Source organism: Corynebacterium sp. HMSC073B01, assembly GCF_001838255.1.
Classification (GTDB): Bacteria; Actinomycetota; Actinomycetes; order Mycobacteriales; family Mycobacteriaceae; genus Corynebacterium; species Corynebacterium jeikeium_D.
On record NZ_KV836159.1, the window covers coordinates 1 to 22,984 of the forward strand.

A 22,984-nucleotide genomic window follows, 5' to 3' on the forward strand; every position below is an offset into this window, starting at 1 on the left:
GCCCGGAAAAGACACACTTTTCTTTACTTAACCCTTACCTACCCCATTATCCGCGTACTTTTGCGCCCTAGAAATCAAGAAAGCCAGGTAGGAAACATCGTCCTACCTGGCTTAATTGCTCCTCCAGCTGGACTCGAACCAGCAACCCTTCGATTAACAGTCGAATGCTCTGCCATTGAGCTATGGAGGAATATCCACCGCACAGAACCGGCTAAACCGAACTTCGGCCATGCCGTTCCTTGCGACGGATAGATACTTTACCCAGACCCCTTGAAACTCACAAATCGCCAGGTCAAAGGTCAATTTATACCTTCTTTTCCCACACGTCATGACACCGTTGTGAGTTCTCAGAGCCACGCAATCCACGCAATCCACGCAACCTCACACAGCGCCCACAAAGCTCCTACCAGTACTGAAAACGCTTTCCATCATGCACTTTTCATACCGCGTTCATACGATGGGGCTTATGTCTGAACAAACCAACGGAACCGAAAACACCGAGCAAACCGCACGCGTTGTGCGCGGCGTTATCGCCCGCGAAAAAGGCGCACCTGTAGAACTTACTGATATCTGCATCCCGTCCCCGGGCCCGAACGATGTCATTGTTGACATCCAGGCCTGCGGCGTCTGCCATACAGACCTGGCTTACCGCGACGGCGATATCACCGACGAGTACCCGTTCTTCCTCGGCCACGAGGCCGCAGGCGTGGTCTCCGAGATTGGCGAAGAGGTCACGCATGTTGCCGTCGGCGATTTCGTCGTCCTCAATTGGCGCGCCGTCTGTGGCGAGTGCCGCGCCTGCAAGCGCGGTGAGCCACAGTACTGCTTTAGCACTTTCAACGCCTCCAAGCCCATGACGCTTGCCGACGGCACCGTCCTCACCCCAGCACTTGGAATCGGCGCTTTTGCGGATGCCACCCTCGTCCACGAGGGCCAGTGCACCAAGGTCGATTCGGCAGCCGATCCGGCCGTTGCGGGCTTGCTTGGCTGCGGTGTCATGGCCGGCATCGGTGCGGCTATTAACACCGGCGAGGTTAAGCGCGGTGAATCGGTAGCCGTCATCGGCTGCGGCGGCGTTGGTACCGCAGCTATCGCCGGTGCCAAGCTGGCCGGCGCTAGCAAGATTATTGCCATCGACATCTCGGACGAGAAGCTGGATACCGCCCGCGAATTCGGCGCGACCGAGACCATTAACTCTGCGGAGCTGGCTAAGAGCGATGAGGGCACCGGGGAAGAGGATCCCGTCGTTAAGCGAGTGCGTGAGCTGACCGACGGTTTCGGTGCTGACGTCGTGATTGATGCGGTCGGCCGCCCGGAAACCTACAAGCAGGCGTTCTACGCCCGTGACCTGGCTGGACGCGTTGTTCTGGTCGGCGTTCCGGCGCCGACAATGGAGCTGGACATCCCGCTGGCGGATGTGTTTAGTCGCGGTGGTGCGTTGAAGTCGTCCTGGTACGGCGACTGCCTGCCGGAGCGCGACTTCCCGATGCTGGTGGATCTGTCGTTGCAGAACCGTCTGCCACTAGAGGGCTTCGTGACGGAACGCATTGGCATTGAGGATGTTGACGAGGCCTTCGAAACCATGAAGGCCGGTAAGGTACTGCGATCGGTGGTGACGCTGTGAACAAGGATTTGAGGGTTGACCACGTTCTCACGTCGGGCACGTTCTCGCTCGATGGTGGCACGTGGGACGTAGACAACAACGTATGGGTGCTCGGCGATGACCGTGAGGTCATTGTCATCGATGCGGCGCATGAGGCGCAGCCGATTATTGATGCGGTGGATGGCCGCAAGGTAAAGGCGATTGTATGCACCCACGCGCACAACGACCACATCACTGTGGCCCCTGAACTGCAGGAGAAGCTCGACGCTCCCCTGCTCGTCCACCCGGGCGACCAGATGCTGTGGGATCAGTCCTGGCCGGACCTGGCGCACGAGGATCTCGCGCATGGTCAGCGCCTGGAGATTGCAGGCACGGAGGTTGTCATTATTAACACTCCGGGTCACTCCCCTGGCTCGTGCTGCCTGTACGTGCCGGAGGCCGCGGAGCTGTTCTCTGGTGACACGCTGTTTTCCGGCGGTCCGGGGGCGACCGGTCGGTCCTACTCGGATTTCGACACGATCATTAACTCCATCCGCGACAACCTGTTGACTCTGCCTGCGGAAACGACTGTCCGCACGGGTCATGGCGACCACACGACGATTGGCCGCGAGGCTCCGCACTTGGAAGAGTGGATTCGCCGCGGCTACTAGTCGCTAGCCGCTGACGGGTGGCTGGCGCCTAGAAACCGCTAGCCACTAGCTACTCAAACACGACCTTGACCGCCTCTGCTTGCAGTTCGCGGCGGTACTGCTCCATCGCGAGCAGGTCCGCGAACAGCGAGTTGTAGGCGGTTTCGTCGTCTGAGGGGCGCATTCGTGAGAGCATCGCCTTCAGCTGTGCAATTTGGTCACCGACCCACACCTCCTGCAACCGCGCCAGAATCGCCTGCGCATACGGGCGCAGCGTCTCTGCATCGACGGCGATTTGCTCCACGCCCAGCTCAGTCACGAGATGCTTGACGACGTCCTCCCGCGCCTGATCCATAATTGCGGTCGCCCAACTATGTGGCTGTGTGGCCGCTTCCCCGCAGGCACCACCTGCAGCCATGATGGCATCGAATACCGCCCGGTAGGTCGGATGCCCAAAGGTCTCGGGTGCGAGCGCATCGAATACCGGGCCGGTGGTGGCGGGCTCTTGAATTGCCAACTTGAGAGCCTCACGCTGCGCATAGAGCACAGGGTCCCGCGGGTTTGGATACGGCAGTGCCGGGTTGCGCCGGCGCCGCGCTTCCTCTGCCTCTTCGCGGGCACGGGCCTCTTCTTGGCGACGCTGGTAGGGAGTGCGCTTTTCATTCTGTGGCCGACTGGCCTCCTCGCGGACGCGCTGCACCAGCTCGGCTTCATCATTCCAGCCAATCCAGCCGGCAACTTCGCGGGCATACTCATCGCGCAACGCCGCGTCCTTGAGCTGGGCCAGGACAGGCACCACTCGGCGCAGCCCGGAGACCCTGCCATTAGCGGTGGTCAGGTCATAGTCGGCCAGAAGTGTGCGGAGGACAAATTCGATCAATGGCCGTCGTGAAGCAACGAGATCGCGGACTGCGGCCTCGCCCTTCTTCTGGCGCAGATCACACGGATCCATGCCGTCCGGCGCGACCGCGACGTAGGACTGGCCGGTGAAGTTCTGCTCCCCCTCGAAGGCGCGCATGGCGGCCTTTTGCCCTGCCTCGTCGCCGTCGAAGGTGTAGATGAGTTCGCCGCGGAAGAAGTTGTCGTCGAGCATGAGACGACGCAGCAGCTGGAGGTGCTCCTCGCCGAAAGCGGTGCCACAGGACGCGACGGCTGTGGTCACGCCCGAGGCGTGCATGGCCATGACGTCGGTGTAGCCCTCCACGATTACAGCCTGATGACCAGCGGCAATATCCTTCTTTGCCAGATCCAGGCCGAAGAGGACCTTGGACTTCTTGTACAGCATGGTCTCGGGCGTGTTCATGTACTTGCCCAGATTGTCATCGTCAAAAAGCTTGCGGGCACCAAAGCCGATGACATCGCCGGACATATTGCGGATCGGCCACATGAGACGACGGTGAAAACGATCGATCGGCCCCATACGCCCCATCTTGGAAAGACCCGCCTTGTCCAACTCCTCGAAGCTAAAGCCCAGGCGCTGCAGGTGCTTGGTTAGAGTGTCCCAGCCGGCCGGCGAGTAGCCACAGCCGAACTGGGCCGCGTGCTCGGCGGTGAAGCCGCGGTTTTCCAGAAACTCGCGCGCGGGCGCTGCCGCTGGAGTGGAGAACTGTTCGCGGTAGAACTTCTGTGCCTCGCGGTTTGCGGCGATGAGACGCTGGCGAGTTCCCGGTTCCTCGCGACGGCCCGTGCCGCCGCCCTCATAGTTAATGTGGAAGCCAATTTTCTCCGCGCAGGCTTCGACAGCCTCCGGGAACGACAGGTGTTCCATCTCCATGAGGAAGCTGAATACATCACCGCCCTTGCCGGTGGAAAAGCAGTGGTAGTAGCCATGATTGGGGCGTACGTGGAACGACGGCGTGCGCTCGTCTTTAAAAGGCGAAAGCCCTTTCAGAGAATCCGCGCCAGCCGGTTTGAGGTTCACGTATTCTGCAACGATCTCCTCAATCGGAGTCCGTTCGCGGATTGCCGCGATATCGGAGTCCGGAATTCTTCCCCTAGCCATGAAAATAACCTTACCCAACCCGTCCAATCGACTCCGCCGTAGAGGTTTCGCTTACCGACGAGCCGCCCGCGCCCAGCCCATAACGTGCCGGCGGCGGCCGATATGGAAAGATACTAGCCATGGCTGAGTGGAAGAAGATTGCGAGCGGCGTAGGCGCTGCCGCCCTGGTGCTGGCTGGTAGTTATTTCGGGCTCGATGGCGGAGACCAGAACTCTACGGCATCCGAGAACTCACAGGGGTCGCAGAATACCGAAACGCAGACTTCCGCTGCGCCCAGCGCGAAACCAGGCCCTAAACCTGGCCCCAACTCGGGCAGCAACAAGGCTGGCACCAAGGGTGCCACCTGCGCAGTAGATACCCTGCCGCAGGAGGCCGACGATGTCATCGACCGCATCCTGACCGACCAGGACCACATCTATTCGCAGCACGACGGCAAGCACTTCGGCAACTACGAGGGACGCCTGCCGAAGGAGCGCGGTGACTACTACCGCGAATACACCGTGACCACCCCGGGCAATTCCAGCCGCGGTGCACGCCGCATCGTTGTCGGCGGCGGTTCCGAAAATGACCCGGATGTCTGGTACTACACCGACGACCACTACGAGAGCTTCTGCGAAATTCCTGACGCGGAGGAGTGAGCCAAAGTATCACTGCGGAATTAGCGCTACCCGATAAAACCGAGTTGATTTGCGCTCCGGGCAACAAGAACGATGCCAATTATTGCTGCCACCCACAAAACAGTGACCTTTGTTTCATATTCCAACCGGGGGATAACGCTCACTACCCGGTTGTAGACCTTATCTCCAAAGGCTGCGAAGAGCACTCCAACAATGACTGCGGGCGAAATCATCACTACACAGTAGAGCGCGAGGATAAGCAGTTGCACTGCGAAAGGCACTGCCATCGATTCAATAATTCCGATTGCCGCCAAGTACGGCAACATCGTACCGACCTCGACAACTGCTGCAGCTAAGGCTAAACCCACCATCGCAGGGAGACCGGCAGAACCTTTCTTAGTGTCCTCCGACCGAGATTCAATTACCTCTTCGACGGTCCGTTTCTTGGGATTCGGTGCCAGGATTCCGTAAGCAGCTAACAAAATACCCAACACCATCATCACCCAACTGAACAAAGTGTTGGATGCAATGCCCGAGACTGCGTCTAAAGCCTGACGCAGGCCGAAAAAGAGCGCGATGCCAACCGCAAAGTAGGACAAGACAATTGTCCCTAAATAAGTAACGTATTCGGCACCCCTCATCCTCCGCCAGACGATGAGCAGCACTACTGGAATCAGCAGGGTTCCAGCACTGAGACTGTCAAGAAGCGCAAGCCCCACAAGAACAAGATAGTCCATCTCCATCACTCCCTCGTACATTCGTATAGTAAACTATCATACAGTCGTACGGGAAGTGGCGCGAATGAAACCCCAAAGGAGTTTTAGGATATGAGCATGATGTCACCTCAAGAAAAAGCCATTTCCGATGCAGCAATCAAAGTAATTGTTAACCAGGGGTTCGACGTTGTCAGCGTTCGAAAAGTGGCTCAACAGGCGGGCGTAGCCCCTGGAACAGTGCAGTATTTTATGGGCACGAAAGACGAACTACTCAGCAGGGCACTTCTGCGCTCGGCAGCACGACAGCATGAAAGAGTCTCGTCGTTACGCTTTCAATCGAATACCTCGCCGCTAGAACAGCTCCACCGCTCCCTGCTCGAACTACTCCCCATCGGCCCAATACAGCGCGAAGACGCAGCACTGTGGGTTATCCTCGGTGCCGCTGCATCAACACGCAAAGTCCTGGCCCAGGAGTACCAGAACGAACTCAGTAGATTCCAGGACCATCTCATTTCAGCACTGTCCGCCGCAGACGTCCCTGGAGATATAGCTCAGACGGCCCGGCTCATCACAGCTATCGTAAATGGACTAGCCCTCGATTACATGCATGCGAAGCCCGACGCAGAGACTACGAAGGCGCTTTCCGATGACCTCAGTAGTAGCCTTCAGCGGATACTTCAAAAATAGTAATCGCTGACAGCACTACCCCCACGCCGCAGCCACACCAGCAATCTGGCGATCAAGCCGCTCTACACGCGATTCCGTCATCGACGCTAGCTGATCAACGATAACCCGCAGCCGCGCTTGGTCACTCTCCGCCCGGGAATAGAGCCACTGGAACATCGGATCAAGCGTCCCTGGAGCACCTTCCTGCAGATACTCGGCCACCCGGAAAAGACGATCGCGTTCACGCTCCTGACGGCGAATATGACGCGGAAGATCCATCACATACAGCACGGCGATGGTCTTCAGCATGGTGACCTCCGCCAGAATCGAGCTGGGCACGGCGAGGTCCGCGTCGTAACGCCCGAGCGGAAGCGTCGACCCGGAGGCAGCACGCGTACCCGCGACGGAAGCCGTGACGAAACGGCCGACCAGCTCCGAGGTCATCCGTTTCAGCGCGACCAGCGAGCGCAGCGAACCATCATAGGACGCCGCAGCTGATACCACCGGCAAGCTGGCAAGACGCCCGGCAGCCTCGACGAGCTCCGCTGGATCGCCACCAAATGCGGCAGCGCCCTTGTCAGCGAGCGCGGCCAGTTCCACCGTGTCCCACAGAACACCCAGGTCAACGCGGCCAGAGACGATGCCATCCTCGACATCGTGGACGGAATAGGCGACATCGTCAGACCAGTCCATAATCTGCGCCTCAAGACACTGCTTGCCGTGCGGAACGCCCTGGCGAATCCACTGCAGAATCGCAGCATCTTCCTGGTAAGCCCCGTACTTGTGGCGGAGCTGACCATCGGGACCGATCGGTGTCCACGGGTACTTACAAGCCGCATCGAGCGCCGCCCGAGTGAGATTGAGTCCGCAGGGCTCACCTGTACCATCGAGCACCTTCGGCTCGAGGCGAGTGAGAATACGCAGCGTCTGCGCGTTGCCCTCAAACCCGCCGCACCCAGCAGCAATCTCGTTGAGGGCGCGCTCGCCGTTGTGACCATACGGCGGATGCCCGATGTCATGCGTCAGGCCGGCCAGCTCTGCGAGATCCTCATCTGCACCCAACTCGCTGGCGATTCCGCGGGAAATCTGCGCGACCTCCAGCGAGTGAGTCAGGCGTGTGCGCGGAGTATCGCCCTCCCCTGGCCCCACAACCTGGGTTTTGTCAGCCAGCCTGCGCAGCGCTGCGGAGTGCAGGACGCGGGCGCGATCTCGCGCAAACGCCGCCCGGTGAGATTCTAAGGACTGCACCCCGGGCAGCAATGACTGCTTCGGAGACTCCTCGACAATACGAGCGAGTTCAAAAGATGAATACGAAAATTTACCGGCCACGTAATTATTGTTACGTATCCTTGTAGATATGTCTGACAGGAATCGCGTGTTTCGCCCCCTTTACCTTGCCGCATCGGGTGCTTTTCTCGGCCTGAGCTTGCCGCTAATTACTGCCGCGCTACCGGCACAGCCACCGGTTCACGCACCTGCTTCGCTGCTGGCACTCGCACCGTCAGCACCACTGTCGCACGCCGAGGCACCGACAGATGTGTCGGGCGAGGTGGCTGATCTCGCAGGTGTGCTGAGCAGCGGCGATGAAGCTCGTCTGAAGGAGCAGATTCAGCAACTCAAGACCGACAAGCGACTCCTGTTCTCGGTGTTTTACATCAAGAGCTTCGACGGCATTCAGGGCGAACAGTGGGCACAGCAGGCCTGGGAACGCCTCGGAGCTGCTGACAACCGCGGTGTCATCGTCGTCGCTGTGGAAGACCGAAACCTCGGCGCTTTCGTCGGAGACTCCTTCCCCCGCAACGCGGAGGCCATCAACAGAGCAGCTCAAGGGCAGCTGTTAGAGGACGATAACTGGGCGGCTGCGGGTGAAGCTGCCATCGCCGAGGCAGGCGGTGGCAGCGGCTCCGCCGGTGGGTGGGCGCTCGGTGCCGGCCTCGGTGGTGCTGCCGTTGTCGGTGGCGCCACCTGGGCCGTGGGCCGCCGCAATAAGAAGAAGCGCGATGAGGAGGAGATCGCTCGTGGCCGCAACATCGACCCCAAGGATGTCTCTTCGCTGGACTCGCTGAGCACCAGCTCGCTCGATGTTCTTGCGCACGATGAGATTGTCAGTACCGATGAGTCCATTCGCAAAGCCCGCACCGAGCTCGACCTCGCCCGCGCTGAGTTCGGCACCGAACGCATCCGCAGCTTCGACAACGCACTGAAGCACTCTCAGTCCACGCTCGAGCGTGCGTTTGCACTTCGCCAACAGCTTGACGACGGCTCCGTGTCCGACGAAATCGAGCGCCGCAGTGTCCTGCTGGAGATTATCTCCACCTGTGGTGTTGCGGATGACCAGCTCGACGGCGAGGCCGCAAACTTCCAGAAACTCCGCCAGGAGTTGATGAATGCTGAAGCGACGATTTCGAAGCTCACTCAGCGAAGTGTCGAGCTGCGTTCACGTATGCCGCGTGCCGGCGAAATTCTCGATGGTCTGCGCGCACGTTACGAAGAGCAGATGCTCAGCTCTGTGACCGACAATATCGACATGGCCACGGAGCACCTGAATCAGGCTGACCAGTCAATGTCTGAGGCCCGCCGCATCGCGGACCTACCTGCCGGTGAGCAAGGTGGTCTGATTGATGCGCTGTCGGCCACCGACTTTGCGCTCACACAGGCAGAGAGTCTTCTGGAGGCCATTGAACACGCCGATAGCGATATTCACGCTGCAGTCGCTGGACTGGCTTCCCTTATCGCCGAGGTCCGCGGTGAAATCGATGAGGCCTCGCACCTGATGTCGGCACCGCAAGGCGCCAACATCAACCGCGAGCGTCTCAATGCGGCCATCGAAGCAGGCCGTGAAGCACTCGGTGTGGCAGCCAATAAGTCCGAAGTGGATCCACTGAGTTCCTGGACCGCACTGACCGATGCCGATGAGCTACTCGACGAAGCCCTCGACTCCGCTCGAGACAAGGCCGCGTCGTTCGCCCGCGCTACCGCTACTTTGCAGCACAGCATGCAGGATGCCGACAATCACATTCGCGCCGCGGCTGACTTAATTGCTACCCGCCGCCGTGTGGTTGGCGCTGAGGCTCGCACTCGCCTCGCGGAGGCGCAGCGTGCTTACGGCTCTGCTCAGGGCTTGGCCAACGACGATCCGCGAAAGGCGTTGGCCTACGCACGTCGTGCGCGCAAGCTCGCGGCTGAGGCCGCTGACTTGGCCCGCCGTGACATCCGCCGCTACCAGGATCAGCGCCGCGGTGGCGGCAGCAACGGATCGATGGTCGCCGGCATGGTGCTGGGAAGCATGCTCAGCAACAACAGCGGCTTTGGTGGCAGCATCGGTGGCTTCGGCGGTTTCGGCGGAGGTTCGAGCCGACCAGGCGGCTCCGGCAGCACAATGGGCTTCTAGATTCCCGCCTAAATTCGCATCTGGCGTGGTCCATCCACAGACCACGTCGCCAGAGCGGCGGCAATCAGCCAGTCTTCGAAACTCCCCCGGAAGTCTCCTTTCTGGGCATAGACACCAAATACCCCTCGGCCTAGACTGTCCTCTCTGACGATTCGGGCGAGCTCATAGCCTGGCCGCTCGATGTCGAAGACCGTGCGAATTCCCCGTCCTTCTCTGTTTAGGACGAAAGAATCCCCCTCATCCGGATTCGTCATCACTAGCGCGTTCGTGCTAAAAAAGCGGGCTTTCACCTGCCAGCCACGCCCTTGTGACGAGGTGATCCAGAAAGCACTAAAGACCCCGTCCTGACAGCTCCAGCCGTCGGACAGGGCCTTTTGGTTCTCGTCGTAAACGACGCCGTCTGCAATAGTTGCTACACGATCCACACCCAAATCATATAGGCAATCAGCAAGAGCAAGCAGACAGTGAGAATCCAGGTAGAGGAAACCATGCGGGACTCCAGCACTCGACGAGCACTGTAGACCAGGAAGATCTTCTCCTCTTCCGGCAGCGCACGGCCCTCATCGGTGTCGAACTGCACCTCTGCGTGGCGCACGCCACGGGACGCACCGGTAAACTGACCCCACTTCTCGCCGGTCTTCGCATTCTCGATGACGTAGTTCGTCGATCCCTCGCACACCAGCTTGCCTTCAGGACGATCCGGCCCAAAGGTCACTGAAAGCTGCTTGGCTCGCGAAATCTTGTCACGGTCAGCAGCAACGGTCGAGAACACGCGGCCGTTGGGAAGCGTGGCGGAAACACGGTGATTAGCAGAGGCATCAATGACCCACTCCCCTTCCGGGGTGTTGAGGCGATCGCCCTGCTCATCACGGATGTACGTGCCGACTTCGGTGCTTTCCTTCAGAATCGGCCAGGTTTGCTCGGATTTTTCCCGAGAGCCGTCGCCGAGACTATAGGATTCCCAAAAAACTTCTTCGGCCATTAGCAGCCCACCAGGCGAGCTGCGAGGTAGCCTTCCAGCTCGTCAATCTTGACGCGCTCCTGCTCCATGGTGTCGCGGTCACGGACGGTCACAGCGTTGTCCTCGAGAGTATCGAAGTCAACGGTGACACAGAACGGAGTACCGATCTCATCCTGGCGACGGTAACGACGGCCGATAGCACCGGAGGTGTCGTAATCGACGGCCCAGTACTGGCGCAGCTTGTCCGCGACAGCCTCAGCGGTCGGAGTCAGGGTGTCCTTCTTCGACAGCGGCAGAACAGCAACCTTAACCGGCGACAGACGCGGGTCTAGCTTCAGCACGGTACGGGTGTCGGTGCCGCCCTTTGCGTTCGGCACCTCTTCCTCGGTGTAGGCATCACACAGGAAGGCCATCAAGGCGCGGGTCAGACCGAAGGACGGCTCAATGACGTACGGAACGTACTTTTCGCCGGTGACCTGGTCGTGGTAACGCAGGTCTTCCTTGGAGTGCTCGATGTGGCAGCCGAGGTCGTAGTCCGTACGGTTGGCGACACCCATCAGCTCGCCCCACTCGTTGCCCTGGAAGTGGAAGCGGTACTCGAAGTCAATCGTGCGTGCAGAGTAGTGAGCGCGCTCGTCCTTCGGAACGTCGAACTGACGCATGTTCTCCGGGTTAACGCCCAGGTCAATGAACCAGTTCCAGCAGGCGTCGACCCACTCATCGAACTTCTCTTCCGCCTGGTCCGGTGCGACGAAGTACTCGATCTCCATCTGTTCGAACTCGCGGGTACGGAAGATGAAGTTACCCGGGGTGATCTCGTTGCGGAATGCCTTACCGGTCTGGCCGATACCGAACGGTGGCTTCAGGCGAGCCGTGGTCATAACGTTCTTGAAGTTGACGAAGATACCCTGAGCGGTCTCCGGGCGCATGTAGTGCAGGCCCTGCTCATTGTCGACCGGGCCGAGGAAGGTCTTCATCAGACCGGAGAACATCTGCGGCTCGGTCCAGTTGCCCGGCTGACCGGTCTCCGGGTCCGGAACGTCTGCCAAACCATTGGCCGGCGGGTGACCGTGCTTGGCCTCGTAGGCCTCCAGCAGGTGGTCAGCGCGGTAGCGCTTGTGGGTGTGCAGGGACTCCACCAGCGGGTCGGTGAAGGTAGCGACGTGGCCGGAAGCTTCCCAGACCTGGCGCGGCAGGATAATGGAGGAATCCAGGCCGACGACATCCTTACGGCCGGTGACGAAGGTCTTCCACCACTGGCGCTTGATGTTTTCCTTCAGCTCCACACCCAGGGGACCGTAATCCCATGCCGAGCGGGTACCGCCGTAAATTTCACCACACGGGTAAACGAACCCCCTGCGCTTACACAGGTTGGCGACGGTATCGACAACTGACTTAGGTGCCACGGTCTAGACCACTCCTTATAAATGGCTTCGCATCGCACACCACACGCCTTTTCCGGGCACACAATTCAGCCCGTTCCGTGCGGCGAACGACATAATGAAAAGCAAAATGTACTGACCCCAACAGGCCAGTTAAAAGTTCCCCTATACTCTAGCGCATCTTGTCCAACCGATACCGGGTAGTGTCGGTTACATGGCTGGCGAAGATATGCACGAAGTTAGTTCTGGCGAAAACCCACGTGGTACGGGCTCCCCCGCTAGCACCGGGGCACACGCCTCCGCGCGGCCGGCCGCAACCCGCATCGGCCAGCGCAGTACTCGCCAACGCCGCGCCGTCGTGTCGATTATGAGTGAGGCCCCTAATTTTCGCTCCGCTGCTGACATTCATAAGTCGCTGACGGAACGTGGGGACAAGGTCGGCTTGACGACGGTCTATCGGACGCTCCAGTCCCTTGCAGAAATGGACATTGTCGATGTTCTGCACAATGCCTCCGGAGAGGCTCTGTACCGGCTGTGCGGTGACCACCACCATCATCACCTGGTCTGCACCGATTGCGGCAGCACCGTTGAAGTCGCCGGCGGCCCTGTCGAGCAGTGGGCGCACAGCCTTGCGGAGGAGCACGGTTTTAATCTGACCGGGCACACTGCTGAGGTCTTCGGCCTGTGCAGGGACTGCCAGAAGAAGTAGCCCGGGCTCCCTCCCCCCCCCTAAAAAAATATCGGCTCTAGGCCTTGCCGAACCTACGGTCGCGCTTTGCGTACTCCACCACTGCGGCGCGCATGTCATCCCGACCGAAATCCGGGAAAAGCTTGTCTTGATAGACCATCTCCGCATAGGCGGACTGCCAGATCAAGAAGTTGGACGTGCGCTGCTCGCCCGACGGACGCAAGAACAGATCAACATCCGGCATAGTCGGCTCATCCAGGAACTGTGCGAAAGACTTCTCGGTCAAGTCATATTCGCTGAGCTCCCCCGCTGCTGCCTGACGAGCAATCTCTCTAGCAGCATCAACAATTTCAGCGCGACCACCGTAGTTGACGCACATATACAGAGTTAGCGCGTCATTGTCCTTCGTCTGTTCCTCGGCAATCTCAAGTTCCTTAATCACCGAGCGCCACAGTCGCGGACGACGCCCTGCCCAACGCACGCGAACGTTCTTCGAATCCAGCTCATCACGACGTCGACGCAGCACATCGCGATTAAAGCCCATGAGGAATCGGACCTCATCGACCGAACGACGCCAATTCTCAGTGGAAAATGCGTAGGCCGACAGGTGCTTGACGCCCATCTCCAAACAAGCATCGACGCACTCCATCAGCACGGCCTCGCCACGCTTGTGCCCTTCGGTGCGTTTGAGCCCACGCTGTTCGGCCCATCTACCATTGCCGTCCATCACGAGCGCGATGTGATTGGGCACGAATTGCTGCGGTACAGGAGGATTCAACACGCTTCCTATTGTGCCCCACCGCTACTGTTTACTGCCAAAAAGCATCCACATGTTCCAGCGCCGGCACCCGGCGGCCCAGGTAGTACTGCAGGTACTTCGCCGTTAGGGTACGCGCCGTCGCCATCCGTCCCTCGAATTCGCTTGACGACGTATCGATGCCCGCCCATTGCTCATGAGCAAGCTGCCACATCAGATGCAGAACCTCGGTCGGCGGAGTATCTGCACCCGGTGGCCTGCAGTTGGTGCACACTGCTCCACCTAATGCGGGAGAAAACGCATGATGAGGCCCGGCTTTGCCGCAGCCTGCGCATTCAAAGAGGCTTGGCTGCCAACCTGCCTGCGCCATTGCTCGCAGGATGTAGGAGGTCAGCAACAAATCGGGGCGATGGCGACCGGCCGCAACGTCGTCGAGCGATTGGGTGGTGAGATCCCACAATTCGGGAGCCGGCACTTGCTCCTCGCCGACAATGCGTTCGGCGACGTCCAGGACTGCACACGCACAGGTGTAGCGCGCATAGTCGTCGACAAGCGGTGCTGCCCACGTGCGCACGGTATCTGCACCTGCGATAGTGGACAGTCCTCGGCGTGGGTAGATGTTGACATCCACGTCGACGAATGGCGATAGGCGGGAGCCGAAGCGGCTCTTCGCGCGCCGCACGCCTTTGGCGACACCGCGGACTAGGCCGTGGTCGCGGGTGAAAAGGACGATGATGCGGTCGGCTTCTCCGAGGTCGTAGCGGCGTACGACCAGCGCACGGTCGCGATACGGCTCGACCAACTTTTTAGAATCCCAACTTGCCCAGCTGCTTCGGGTCCGACTGCCAGTCCTTCAGCACCTTCACGCGCAGGTCGAGGTAAACATTCTGACCGAGCAGCGCAATGAGTTCCTTACGAGCCTTATGAATGGTGGTGCCCATGCGTCGACCGTCGCGCCCCATGAGGATGGACTTCTGCCCCGAACGCTCGACATAGATAACGGCGTGGACATCCAGGACGCCTTCGCGGTCCTGGTTTGGCAGCACCTCATCGATCTGGACTGCCACGGAGTGCGGCAACTCATCGCGCAGACCGCCGAGGGCCGCCTCGCGGATGAGCTCTGCCATCCGGGTGTGCAAATCCTCATCGGTGATGTGACCCTTCGGATACAGGCGCGGTCCCTCCGGCAATTGGGAAGCCATGACATCAATCAGCGTGTTGATGTTCTCGCCGGACTTCGACGACAGTGGCACAAGCTCGGCATCCGGACCGAGCAACTCCTGCAGCTCAATCAGGCGCTCAATAATGGTATCGCGCGAGACCTTATCCACCTTGGACACAATGCCCATGATGTTCTTGCAACCTTTGGAGACGTTCTCGTAAATCCAGCGGTCACCGGGGCCAATTTTCTCGTCGGCAGGCACGACCATCGCGACCAAGTCCACATCGGAGTAGGTCTCCTGAACCATGTCATTCAGGCGCTCACCGAGCAGCGTGCGTGGCTTGTGCAGACCTGGCGTATCCACGACAACAATCTGACAGTTCTCGCGGTGGACTACACCTCGGACTGGATGACGCGTGGTTTCCGGCTGGTTAGCGGTAATAGCGATCTTCTCGCCCACCAGGGAATTGGTCAGCGTGGACTTACCGGTATTCGGACGCCCCACGATAGAGACGAACCCAGAGCGAAAGCCCTCCGGCGCACTGTAATCATCAGCATCTCCGCCAAGTCCAGCATTGGCCAGCATGTCATCAAGATTGCCCATCAGTATCTTCTTCCTCGGAGTAAAACTCCGCAGTCGGCTCCACCACCACAGTGCGTACCCGCATACGACCACGACGGTCACGCGAGCCCTCGGCGGTAAACTTCAGTCCTGCATATTCTACGTACGAACCGGGCAGTGGCACACGTCCAAGCTCATATGCCAACAGACCGGAGACCGTATCCACCTCATCGGTGACCTCGTCATCGAAGACGAGTTGGCGCCCGTGGGCTTCGTCGTAAAGCTCTATGAGCTCGCCCAAGCTGAGGCGCGCCTGCACGCGGTAGGAGGCATCCCCCAGTGGTTCGATGGGGGCCTGCTCGGCCTCGTCGTATTCGTCGGCAATCTCACCGACAATCTCCTCGAGGATGTCCTCAATAGAGATAAGACCGGCGACCGATCCGTATTCGTCGATGAGAATGGCGATGTGATTGCGGGTGCGCTGCATTTCATCGAGCAGATCATCCAGTGGCTTGGAGTCGGGAACAAAAACGCAGTCGCGCATGACTTCGGAGACGCGAACACCGCGGCCACCATCAGTACGCGAGTACGTCTGCTGGACAATGTCCTTCAAGTAAATGACGCCGACGATGTCCTCAACGCTCTCGCCAATCACCGGCAGTCGCGAGTGACCCGACTTCACGCATAGGGCCACTGCCTGACCACAGTGCTTATCCGCCTCAATCCACACCATCTCTGGGCGCGGAACCATAACAACGCGTGCCGACGTTTCCGCGAGATCGAACACAGACTGAATCATGCGGCGCTCATCGTGCTCCACAATGCCGCGCTCCTGGGCGATATCGACCATCTCGCGCAACTCGACTTCAGTGGCGAACGGGCCATCGCGGAAGCCACCACCAGGTGTGATGATGTTGCCGAACCAAATCAGCAGCTTTTCCAGTGGCCCCAACACCTTGGCCATAAAACTCAGGACGACCGCGGTGGCGAGGGAAATCGAGTACGGATTCTTCCGACCCATGGTGCGGGAAAACACCCCGAGGACCAGGAAGGTGAACAGAGCCAGCAACACCACTGCAGCCACAATGGCCCAGCGCTCCGGCTCGAAAAGCTTAAGACAAACTGCCGCAAGCGTCACTGCACCGATTGACTCGCACAGCGTCCGCAAAATCACCAGCACATTGACGTGCCGAGCCCGATTTTCTACGACCTTGAGAAGCGCATTAGCACCCGCGACCTCGTCACGCTGCAGCTCGGCCACGCGCGCACGGGAAATCCCTGCGACCGCAGTTTCGACTGTGTTAAGTCCGCCAGCGCAGATCATCGCCACAACGGCGACATTTATCAAAGTGATCATCGCTCGTTAGAACGCTCCGGGAACGCATTGGGGTTAATTGGTTTTTCGGAAAAGCTCACGCCACGACGATCGATGTCGTCGTACCAATCCGCCAACAGGCCATTCTGCAGGGAGAACATCTGGCGCTCTTCCTCCGCCGTGACATGGTCATAACCCAACAGGTGCAGTACGCCGTGCACGGTGAGCAGAACCAACTCGTGGCTCAGCGGATGACCTGCACGCTCCGCCTGCCCCGCGGCAAACTCCGGGCACAACACAATGTCGCCCAGCATTGCAGGCCCTGGGCTAGCTGCATCTGGTCGGCCAGAGCCAGGAGTGAGCTCATCCATCGGGAAGCTCATCACATCTGTCGGACCCGGCAGATCCAGCCAGCGCACATGGAGGTCTTCGATCGTCTTCAAGTCGACAATGTGAATGCTCAGCTCGGCTGCCGGATGCACGTCCAGGCGGCCCAGCGCATAACGGGCAACGTCGATAAGCGACTCTTCATTGACGCCCTGACCGGACTCGTTGAAAACTTCAATGCTCATGTAATTTCAGCGTCCTTTATCGCTTTGTGGCGGACTGTCGCTTTTGTGGGGACTCGGCGCCCTGTTCAATACCTTCGTTATAGGCATCGTAGTCATCGTAGGCCTCGACAATTGCGGTTACCAGCGGGTTGCGCACCACATCCGCAGCCGCCAGCGCCGGAAAAGCGATTCCCGGCACACCGCGCAGCACCTCACGGGCGACAGCTAGACCGGACTTCTGCCCCCGAGGCAGGTCGACCTGGCTGGCGTCACCGGTGATGACCATCTTCGAACCGAAGCCCAGGCGGGTGAGGAACATTTTCATCTGCGCCGGAGTAGTGTTCTGTGCTTCGTCGAGAATGATGAACGCATTGTTCAAGGTACGACCGCGCATGTACGCCAGCGGTGCGACCTCCACTACCCCAGTTTCCATCAGCTTTGGAATCAGCTCTGGCTCAAGCATTTCGCGCATCGCATCGTGCAATGGGCGCAGGTAGGGGTCAATCTTCTCATGCAGAGTACCCGGCAGGAAGCCCAGGTTTTCACCGGCCTCCACTGCGGGGCGAGTCAGAATAATGCGTTCGACCTGCTTATTCTTCAGCGCAGCAACAGCCTTGGCCATGGCCAGGAAGGTCTTGCCCGTACCGGCGGGGCCGATACCGAAAACAACGTTATAGCGGTCGATGGCATCGACGTAGTTCTTTTGTCCCTCAGTCTTGGGACGCACGGTCTTGCCACGATGCGTCACGATGCCGCCACCGAGCACCTCGCTGGCGGACTTCTCCCCGCGATCCACAATGCCCACCGCGTGCCGCACCGACTCCGGGGAGAGCTCGTGCCCACGACGGGCCATTGCCTCTAACTCCTTGAAAGCGCGGACAGCCAACGAAACATCCGCCGGAGCACCCTTGATTGTCACAACTCCGCCGCGGACATGAATATCCGCTGCCAGCAGAGATTCCAGCAGACGTAGGTTCTGATCCGCATGACCGACCACAATCGGCGCGAGATTGTCATCGAGCTCGACGACGGCAGTGGTACGAGCAGTTACTGAATACTTTGTCATTATGCGTCTATCCTACTGACCAGGCGTGGGTGCGCCGCCCCAGCGCTTTGTCAACGGGCCCAGTGCGCAAAGAGCAGCAGCTCCCGCGAGGGCGCTGCGGAGAACTGTCGGGCCGAGTACTACCGAGCTAGCACCTGCGGCGCGGAAGGCCTCGAGTTCCCCAGGACTGACTCCCCCTTCTGGGCCGACGATGAAAAGAACCTTGTCAGCGTTTGCTGCCTGCGCGGCGAAGTCCACGAACGGAGCTGTTTCCTCCTCGTGCAAAACTGCTGCCACACCACCTGCTGATGTGGTTTCCCGGATGAGTTGCTCAATATCGGCGGAGCTATGCAGGTCCGCGACCGGCGGAATCCATGCACGACGAGCCTGCTTGGCTGCCTCGCGCGCAGTCGACTGCCACTTGGTGCGGGCCTTAGTGACCTTCGCGGTACCCTGCCATCGGGCTACACAATTCACGGCCGCCCAGGGGATAATCTCATCGACCCCGGCCTCGGTCATCATATCGACCGCAAGCTCAGCACGATCTGACTTCGGCAGCGCCTGCACCACAGTGACGTGCGGGCGCGGACGTGGACGTTCCTCAGCGGCAACCACACGAACGTGGACCTCACGAGGGTCTACGTGCATGAGCTGTGCTCGCACCACCTTGTCCGCACCATTGGCAAGAAGAATCTCCGAGCCTTCCTTCAGCCTGCGAACGCTGATGTGCTTTGCCTCCGACCCGAGGATTCGAATGATTTCTTCCGGGCGCGGCAGCTCGGTGAACTCACCGAGGAATACGGGCAAACTCATGTGTGCTTCACACTCACTGGAGGGGGCTTTGGGGATGGCGTGTTCTAACGGCGGCGGAATCGGGAGAAGAAACCGTTGCGCTCACTCGAGTCTGCCACCTTGGCATCATCATCGCGGTGCTCGCGTAGCTTCTCCAGCAGCTCGCGGGACTTGCGGTCCAGCTTCGTCGGCACCGTGACATCGACGTGTGCGACCACGTCGCCGTTGCCCTCGCCGCGCAGATGCGGCATGCCCTTACCCGACAGACGAATCTGCTCTGCCGGCTGGGTGCCCGAATCAACCTTGATGGTCATTGGTTCGCCGAGCAGGTCGTCGACCTCAAACTCGGTACCAAGTGCGGCATCAGCCATGGGCACCTGCACGTTAAAGTGCAGATCATCGCCCTCACGCTCGAATACAGGGTGCGGGTCCATGGCAACTTCCACGTAGAGGTCACCCGCCGGGCCACCGCCCGGACCGACCTCGCCCTGCCCTGCCATGCGAATACGCATGCCATCAGAGATACCTGCCGGAACGTTGACCGTCAGATCACGGCGAGCACGGACGCGGCCATCGCCACCGCAGTTGTTACACGGATCGGGGATGATCTCGCCGGTGCCCTCACAAGTCGGGCACGGCCGCGAGGTCATCACATTGCCCAGGAAGGAACGCTGGACCTGCTGAATCTCGCCAGTGCCATCACAGCTGGTACACATCTTCGGCTTGGATTTGGACTTCGAGCCAGTTCCCTCGCACTGCTCACACAGCACCGCGGTGTCCACCGTGATGGGCTTGCGGACACCGGTGAATGCCTCATCGAGGCCCAGCGAAATACGCAGCAGCGCATCTGCACCTGGCTGTACACGCGAGCGGCGCTGGCGAGTACCGCCGGCACCGCCGAAGAATGCCTCGAAGATATCGCCGACTCCGCCGCCACCGAAACCGCCGAAACCTCCGCCTGGCATACCGCCCTGCGGATTGAGAGGATCTCCTCCCATATCCACAATCCGGCGCTTTTCAGGATCCAGCAGGACCTCGTTCGCCTCAGATGCCTCACGGAACTTCTCCGCAGCTTCTTCATCACCCGGATTACGGTCTGGGTGGTACTTGAGCGCCAGCTTTCGGTACGCCTTCTTAATCTCAGCGTCCGTAGCGTCCTTCTCCACTCCGAGGATGCCGTAATAGTCGCGTGCCAACTTTAGCTACTTCCTTTCAATACCCGGCCAACGTACTGTGCAACAGCAGCAACCGAGGAAATTGTTCCCGGATAATCCATAAATGTGGGGCCAACTACGCCCATGCCACCCAAAATTTCGGTGCCGGTGCCATAGCCAGTTGAAACAACTGAGGTAGCGCGCAGCTCCTCGTCCTCGTTTTCCTCACCGATGGAAACGCGAACGTGGTGCAAATCCTGCGCGGCCGACAGCAGTTTCAGCACGACCACCTGTTCTTCGAGAGCTTCAAGAACCATGGGCAACGTAGAAGGTAAGCGACCGGCCATATTACCACGGGTCAAATTCGATGCCCCGGCCAGGATGAGTCTGTCATTCGGCTTCTCAATCAACGACTCCACCAGCACCGTCGAGCAGCGAATAAGCACATCCCGCAAATCACGCGGGGCGTTAGCCGCAAGATCGGAAATCGCAATCGACGCGTCGGCAAGCGTGTGCCCCGACATTGCACGGTTGAAATGCTCACGCAAGAGCGGCACGAGATCGGGATCCATCGGTGCTGGCAGCTCAACATTGCGCTGCTCCACGCGCCCGGTGTCAGTGATGACTACCAGCAACAATCGCGCGTCGGCGAGCTGGACAACCTCGCAGTGCCGGACGCGGGAGACCTCCAGCGTCGGTACCTGCACCACTGCGACCTGACGGGTTAGCTGGGCCAGCAGCTGCACACTGCGACGCAGAACGTCCTCCAAATCGACGCCGCCTTCGAGGAACTCGAGGATAGCTCGGCGCTCAGCCCGGGACAGCGGCTTAATCTGCGAAAGATTGTCCACAAAAAGGCGGTAGCCCTTCTCAGTCGGGATACGCCCGGACGATGCATGTTCCTGCTGGATATAGCCCTCGGCCTCCAGCACCGCCATGTCATTTCTAATGGTCGCCGAGGACACACCCAGATTGTGGCGCTCCACCAGAGCCTTCGAGCCGACTGGCTCCTGGGAAGCTACGTAATCCGAGACAATTGCCCGAAGAACTTCCTGCCTGCGCTTATCCGTCTGAGATGACATGCGGATAGTTTAACTAAGGATGTCAACAATTATTGCGTCGGCCAGCAAACGACCGCGATTGGTCAGCTGAATCCGCTGGCCACAATCGACGGAAACAAACTCCACCATGCCCGCTTCCGCTTGCCGACGTGCCTTGCCCAGCTCATCCTCTCCGAGCAGATTGGCATCGATACCCTCGGCCAAGCGGAGGCCCAGCATAATCTTCTCAGTGTGCCGATTCTCGGCCGTTAGCCCTTCTGAATCCTTAATCGGCAACTCTCCGCCGGAAATGGTCGCCGCGTAGCGAGCCGGATGCTTGACGTTGTAAAACCTCGTGCCATCCAGATGCGAATGGGCACCGGGGCCCGCACCCCACCAATTTCCATCGCGCCAGTAGAGCATATTGTGACGACATTGGCCGCCCGGTTTCGCCCAGTTGGACACCTCGTACCAGGAGAAACCGGCTTGACTCAGTGCGGCATCGATGCGCTCGTAGCGGTCGGCGAGATCGTCGTCGTCAGGCATCGGCAGCTCACCGCGACGAACCTTACGCGCCATCGCGGTACCCGGTTCGACGATCAGCGAGTACGCCGAAACATGATCGACCTCCGTGGCCAGGACCGCCTCCAACGTCGTATCGAGATCCGCCATCGACTCCCCTGGCGTGCCATAGATAACGTCGAGGTTGATGTGCTCAAAACCGGCAGCGCGTGCCTCCGCCACTGCCGCCGCAGGACGCCCCGGCGTGTGCGTACGATCCAGAGTGGCCAGCACATGCGGCACAGCCGACTGCATGCCCAGACTCACCCGGGTAAACCCTGCCTCGGCCAGGCCTTCGAAAAACTCCGGGGAGGTCGACTCGGGATTCGACTCGGTGGTGACCTCAGCGTCGTCAGCAAGCCCAAAGCTGTTGCGCACACCGTCGAGCAGACGACGAAGACCACTCGCCCCCAACATCGACGGCGTACCCCCGCCGACGAATACGGTATCGGCGCCACGCGCTAGTTCGGGGTGCTTTACGACGGCCATCTCGAGCTCAGCCACGATGGCATCGAGGTAGTCTCCCTGCGTTGCGCCACTGCCCAGCTGACCTGGCGTGTACGTGTTGAAATCACAGTAGCCACAACGGGTGGCACAGAATGGGACGTGTAAGTAGACACCGAAGGAATCGGTGTGTGCGGAGGCTTCGCTCACGCATGCTCCTTGGCTCGACGTTGCTTGACGCGGCGGACAATTTCATCGATGCGGGCACGTTCCATCAGGAACTCCGGAGGCCTACGGCCGCGCAGCGCATTGGCAACTGCCGGATGAGTCTCCGGAACAGCAACACACCAAGCGGCGGCAGCGGACAGTGCTCGGCGGCCAGACTGTGCGTAAAGCTGCGGAAGCACCACACTACCGATCTTTTCCACGCCTCGGATGTTTTCGGCGGAAACCCAGTCGGCGAGTTCCTCCAGGTAAGAAGCCACGGCATCGGAGCGAGCAATCATTGCCTGCGTGACCGTAGGGACTGCAACCGGATGCTGCAATGGTGCCGGAATCAGCGACAGTGACTGCACATCCGGCGACTTCGGTGCCGGATGTGGGTGTCGCCGCGGTGTCGAAGCGAAGGAAAGAGTACCGATGCGCCCCGAGCGAATGCCGGAGGTAAACGCTTGGCGTAGACCATCAAGCTCACCAATCAGAGGGCGGCAGTCCTCAACGGCCTCGTCGACGATGTCAGCGAGCTCGAGGACACATTCGTCCACCAGCTCACGATCTACATCAGCAACCGCCTGAGCAAGGTGCTCGATGTGTTCGGCAACTTCGTCACCAATGTCGTAGAGCTCTTGGGTCACTTCGCGCAGGCGTAGCCGAGCATCGAAGTGGTTAATCATTGCCCGCCCTCCCACGACATCTTCGGTGCCGGTGACATCATTGCAGTTTTCCG

The 22,984-nt window shown here is 59.7% G+C and carries 23 protein-coding genes and 1 tRNA gene; 6 read left to right on the forward strand and 18 right to left on the reverse strand.

Annotated elements, in window-relative coordinates; translation table 11 throughout:
* Window positions 1-118 precede the first annotated feature (118 nt).
* Window positions 119-190: transfer RNA gene (locus tag HMPREF2849_RS05825), tRNA-Asn, on the reverse strand.
* Window positions 191-466: 276 nt separating this feature from the next.
* On the opposite strand from HMPREF2849_RS05825, the gene HMPREF2849_RS05830 reads away from it, so the two are divergent.
* Together HMPREF2849_RS05830 and HMPREF2849_RS05835 are read left to right on the forward strand one after the other, a co-directional pair.
* Window positions 467-1,624, forward strand: coding sequence for an S-(hydroxymethyl)mycothiol dehydrogenase (locus HMPREF2849_RS05830; RefSeq protein WP_070862746.1), 1,158 nt, complete (start codon window positions 467-469; stop codon window positions 1,622-1,624).
* Window positions 1,621-2,253: an MBL fold metallo-hydrolase gene (locus tag HMPREF2849_RS05835; protein ID WP_070642011.1), complete on the forward strand. Its 633-nt coding sequence runs from the start codon at window positions 1,621-1,623 to the stop codon at window positions 2,251-2,253. The genes HMPREF2849_RS05830 and HMPREF2849_RS05835 overlap by 4 nt, the downstream gene beginning before the upstream one ends.
* Window positions 2,254-2,302: 49 nt before the next feature.
* Here HMPREF2849_RS05835 and dnaG read toward each other — a convergent pair whose 3' ends face one another.
* Window positions 2,303-4,234, reverse strand: coding sequence for a DNA primase (gene dnaG, locus HMPREF2849_RS05840; protein ID WP_080969560.1), 1,932 nt, complete (start codon window positions 4,232-4,234; stop codon window positions 2,303-2,305).
* A gap of 119 nt (window positions 4,235-4,353) precedes the next feature.
* Between dnaG and HMPREF2849_RS05845 the strand changes: the two genes are divergently transcribed.
* Window positions 4,354-4,872 carry a guanyl-specific ribonuclease gene (locus HMPREF2849_RS05845; RefSeq protein ID WP_070862733.1) on the forward strand — a complete coding sequence of 173 codons (519 nt, stop codon included), beginning with the start codon at window positions 4,354-4,356 and terminating at the stop codon, window positions 4,870-4,872.
* 26 nt (window positions 4,873-4,898) lie between these two features.
* Here the strand turns inward: HMPREF2849_RS05845 and HMPREF2849_RS05850 are convergent, their stop codons facing one another.
* Entirely contained in the window at window positions 4,899-5,609 is a 711-nt protein-coding gene (locus HMPREF2849_RS05850) for a GAP family protein (RefSeq protein WP_246822126.1), read from the reverse strand.
* 69 nt (window positions 5,610-5,678) lie between these two features.
* Between HMPREF2849_RS05850 and HMPREF2849_RS05855 the strand changes: the two genes are divergently transcribed.
* Window positions 5,679-6,254, forward strand: coding sequence for a TetR/AcrR family transcriptional regulator (locus HMPREF2849_RS05855; RefSeq protein ID WP_048732681.1), 576 nt, complete (start codon window positions 5,679-5,681; stop codon window positions 6,252-6,254).
* A gap of 15 nt (window positions 6,255-6,269) precedes the next feature.
* Here the strand turns inward: HMPREF2849_RS05855 and HMPREF2849_RS05860 are convergent, their stop codons facing one another.
* Entirely contained in the window at window positions 6,270-7,562 is a 1,293-nt protein-coding gene (locus HMPREF2849_RS05860) for a deoxyguanosinetriphosphate triphosphohydrolase (RefSeq protein ID WP_016423106.1), read from the reverse strand.
* A gap of 28 nt (window positions 7,563-7,590) precedes the next feature.
* On the opposite strand from HMPREF2849_RS05860, the gene HMPREF2849_RS05865 reads away from it, so the two are divergent.
* The gene (locus HMPREF2849_RS05865) at window positions 7,591-9,624 is read left to right on the forward strand and encodes a TPM domain-containing protein (RefSeq protein ID WP_246822128.1); all 2,034 of its coding nucleotides are present in this window, start codon (window positions 7,591-7,593) and stop codon (window positions 9,622-9,624) included.
* 8 nt (window positions 9,625-9,632) lie between these two features.
* Here the strand turns inward: HMPREF2849_RS05865 and HMPREF2849_RS05870 are convergent, their stop codons facing one another.
* From HMPREF2849_RS05870 to HMPREF2849_RS05880, 3 genes are read right to left on the reverse strand one after another with little or no spacing between them, the layout of a single operon-like run.
* Window positions 9,633-10,049 (reverse strand): hypothetical protein, encoded by a 417-nt coding sequence (locus tag HMPREF2849_RS05870; RefSeq protein ID WP_016423108.1) that lies wholly within the window; start codon window positions 10,047-10,049, stop codon window positions 9,633-9,635.
* A complete protein-coding gene (locus HMPREF2849_RS05875) occupies window positions 10,037-10,606 on the reverse strand; it encodes a hypothetical protein (RefSeq protein ID WP_016423109.1) in 570 nt (189 codons plus the stop codon). Before HMPREF2849_RS05875 ends, HMPREF2849_RS05870 begins: the two co-directional genes overlap by 13 nt.
* Window positions 10,606-11,991: a glycine--tRNA ligase gene (locus HMPREF2849_RS05880; RefSeq protein WP_049170727.1), complete on the reverse strand. Its 1,386-nt coding sequence runs from the start codon at window positions 11,989-11,991 to the stop codon at window positions 10,606-10,608. The genes HMPREF2849_RS05875 and HMPREF2849_RS05880 overlap by 1 nt, the downstream gene beginning before the upstream one ends.
* Window positions 11,992-12,181: 190 nt before the next feature.
* Here HMPREF2849_RS05880 and HMPREF2849_RS05885 point away from each other — a divergent pair, with 190 nt between their 5' ends.
* Entirely contained in the window at window positions 12,182-12,676 is a 495-nt protein-coding gene (locus tag HMPREF2849_RS05885) for a Fur family transcriptional regulator (RefSeq protein WP_016423111.1), read from the forward strand.
* Window positions 12,677-12,713: 37 nt separating this feature from the next.
* Here HMPREF2849_RS05885 and HMPREF2849_RS05890 read toward each other — a convergent pair whose 3' ends face one another.
* The 11 genes from HMPREF2849_RS05890 to HMPREF2849_RS05940 are packed head-to-tail and all read right to left on the reverse strand — an operon-like array spanning window position 12,714 to window position 22,931.
* Window positions 12,714-13,436, reverse strand: a complete 723-nt coding sequence (locus tag HMPREF2849_RS05890; RefSeq protein WP_016423112.1) for an isoprenyl transferase — start codon at window positions 13,434-13,436, stop codon at window positions 12,714-12,716.
* Window positions 13,437-13,464: 28 nt separating this feature from the next.
* A complete protein-coding gene (gene recO, locus HMPREF2849_RS05895) occupies window positions 13,465-14,214 on the reverse strand; it encodes a DNA repair protein RecO (RefSeq protein ID WP_016423113.1) in 750 nt (249 codons plus the stop codon).
* A 4-nt stretch (window positions 14,215-14,218) separates the two neighbouring features.
* Window positions 14,219-15,160: a GTPase Era gene (era, locus tag HMPREF2849_RS05900; protein ID WP_042389423.1), complete on the reverse strand. Its 942-nt coding sequence runs from the start codon at window positions 15,158-15,160 to the stop codon at window positions 14,219-14,221.
* Window positions 15,161-15,164: 4 nt separating this feature from the next.
* A complete protein-coding gene (locus HMPREF2849_RS05905) occupies window positions 15,165-16,493 on the reverse strand; it encodes a hemolysin family protein (protein WP_070862735.1) in 1,329 nt (442 codons plus the stop codon).
* The gene (ybeY, locus tag HMPREF2849_RS05910; protein ID WP_005511056.1) at window positions 16,490-17,023 is read right to left on the reverse strand and encodes an rRNA maturation RNase YbeY; all 534 of its coding nucleotides are present in this window, start codon (window positions 17,021-17,023) and stop codon (window positions 16,490-16,492) included. The genes HMPREF2849_RS05905 and ybeY overlap by 4 nt, the downstream gene beginning before the upstream one ends.
* 16 nt (window positions 17,024-17,039) lie before the next feature.
* Window positions 17,040-18,068 (reverse strand): PhoH family protein, encoded by a 1,029-nt coding sequence (locus HMPREF2849_RS05915; protein WP_005511086.1) that lies wholly within the window; start codon window positions 18,066-18,068, stop codon window positions 17,040-17,042.
* Between the two features lie 12 nt (window positions 18,069-18,080).
* Entirely contained in the window at window positions 18,081-18,860 is a 780-nt protein-coding gene (locus tag HMPREF2849_RS05920) for a 16S rRNA (uracil(1498)-N(3))-methyltransferase (RefSeq protein ID WP_070602952.1), read from the reverse strand.
* 44 nt (window positions 18,861-18,904) lie between these two features.
* A complete protein-coding gene (gene dnaJ / locus HMPREF2849_RS05925) occupies window positions 18,905-20,035 on the reverse strand; it encodes a molecular chaperone DnaJ (protein ID WP_049170716.1) in 1,131 nt (376 codons plus the stop codon).
* A gap of 2 nt (window positions 20,036-20,037) precedes the next feature.
* Window positions 20,038-21,075: a heat-inducible transcriptional repressor HrcA gene (hrcA, locus tag HMPREF2849_RS05930; protein WP_016423119.1), complete on the reverse strand. Its 1,038-nt coding sequence runs from the start codon at window positions 21,073-21,075 to the stop codon at window positions 20,038-20,040.
* A 9-nt stretch (window positions 21,076-21,084) separates the two neighbouring features.
* Complete coding sequence (gene hemW, locus HMPREF2849_RS05935) at window positions 21,085-22,248, reverse strand: radical SAM family heme chaperone HemW (protein ID WP_016423120.1); 1,164 nt, start codon at window positions 22,246-22,248, stop codon at window positions 21,085-21,087.
* A complete protein-coding gene (locus HMPREF2849_RS05940; RefSeq protein WP_070862736.1) occupies window positions 22,245-22,931 on the reverse strand; it encodes a hypothetical protein in 687 nt (228 codons plus the stop codon). Before HMPREF2849_RS05940 ends, hemW begins: the two co-directional genes overlap by 4 nt.
* Window positions 22,932-22,984: the final 53 nt, after the last annotated feature.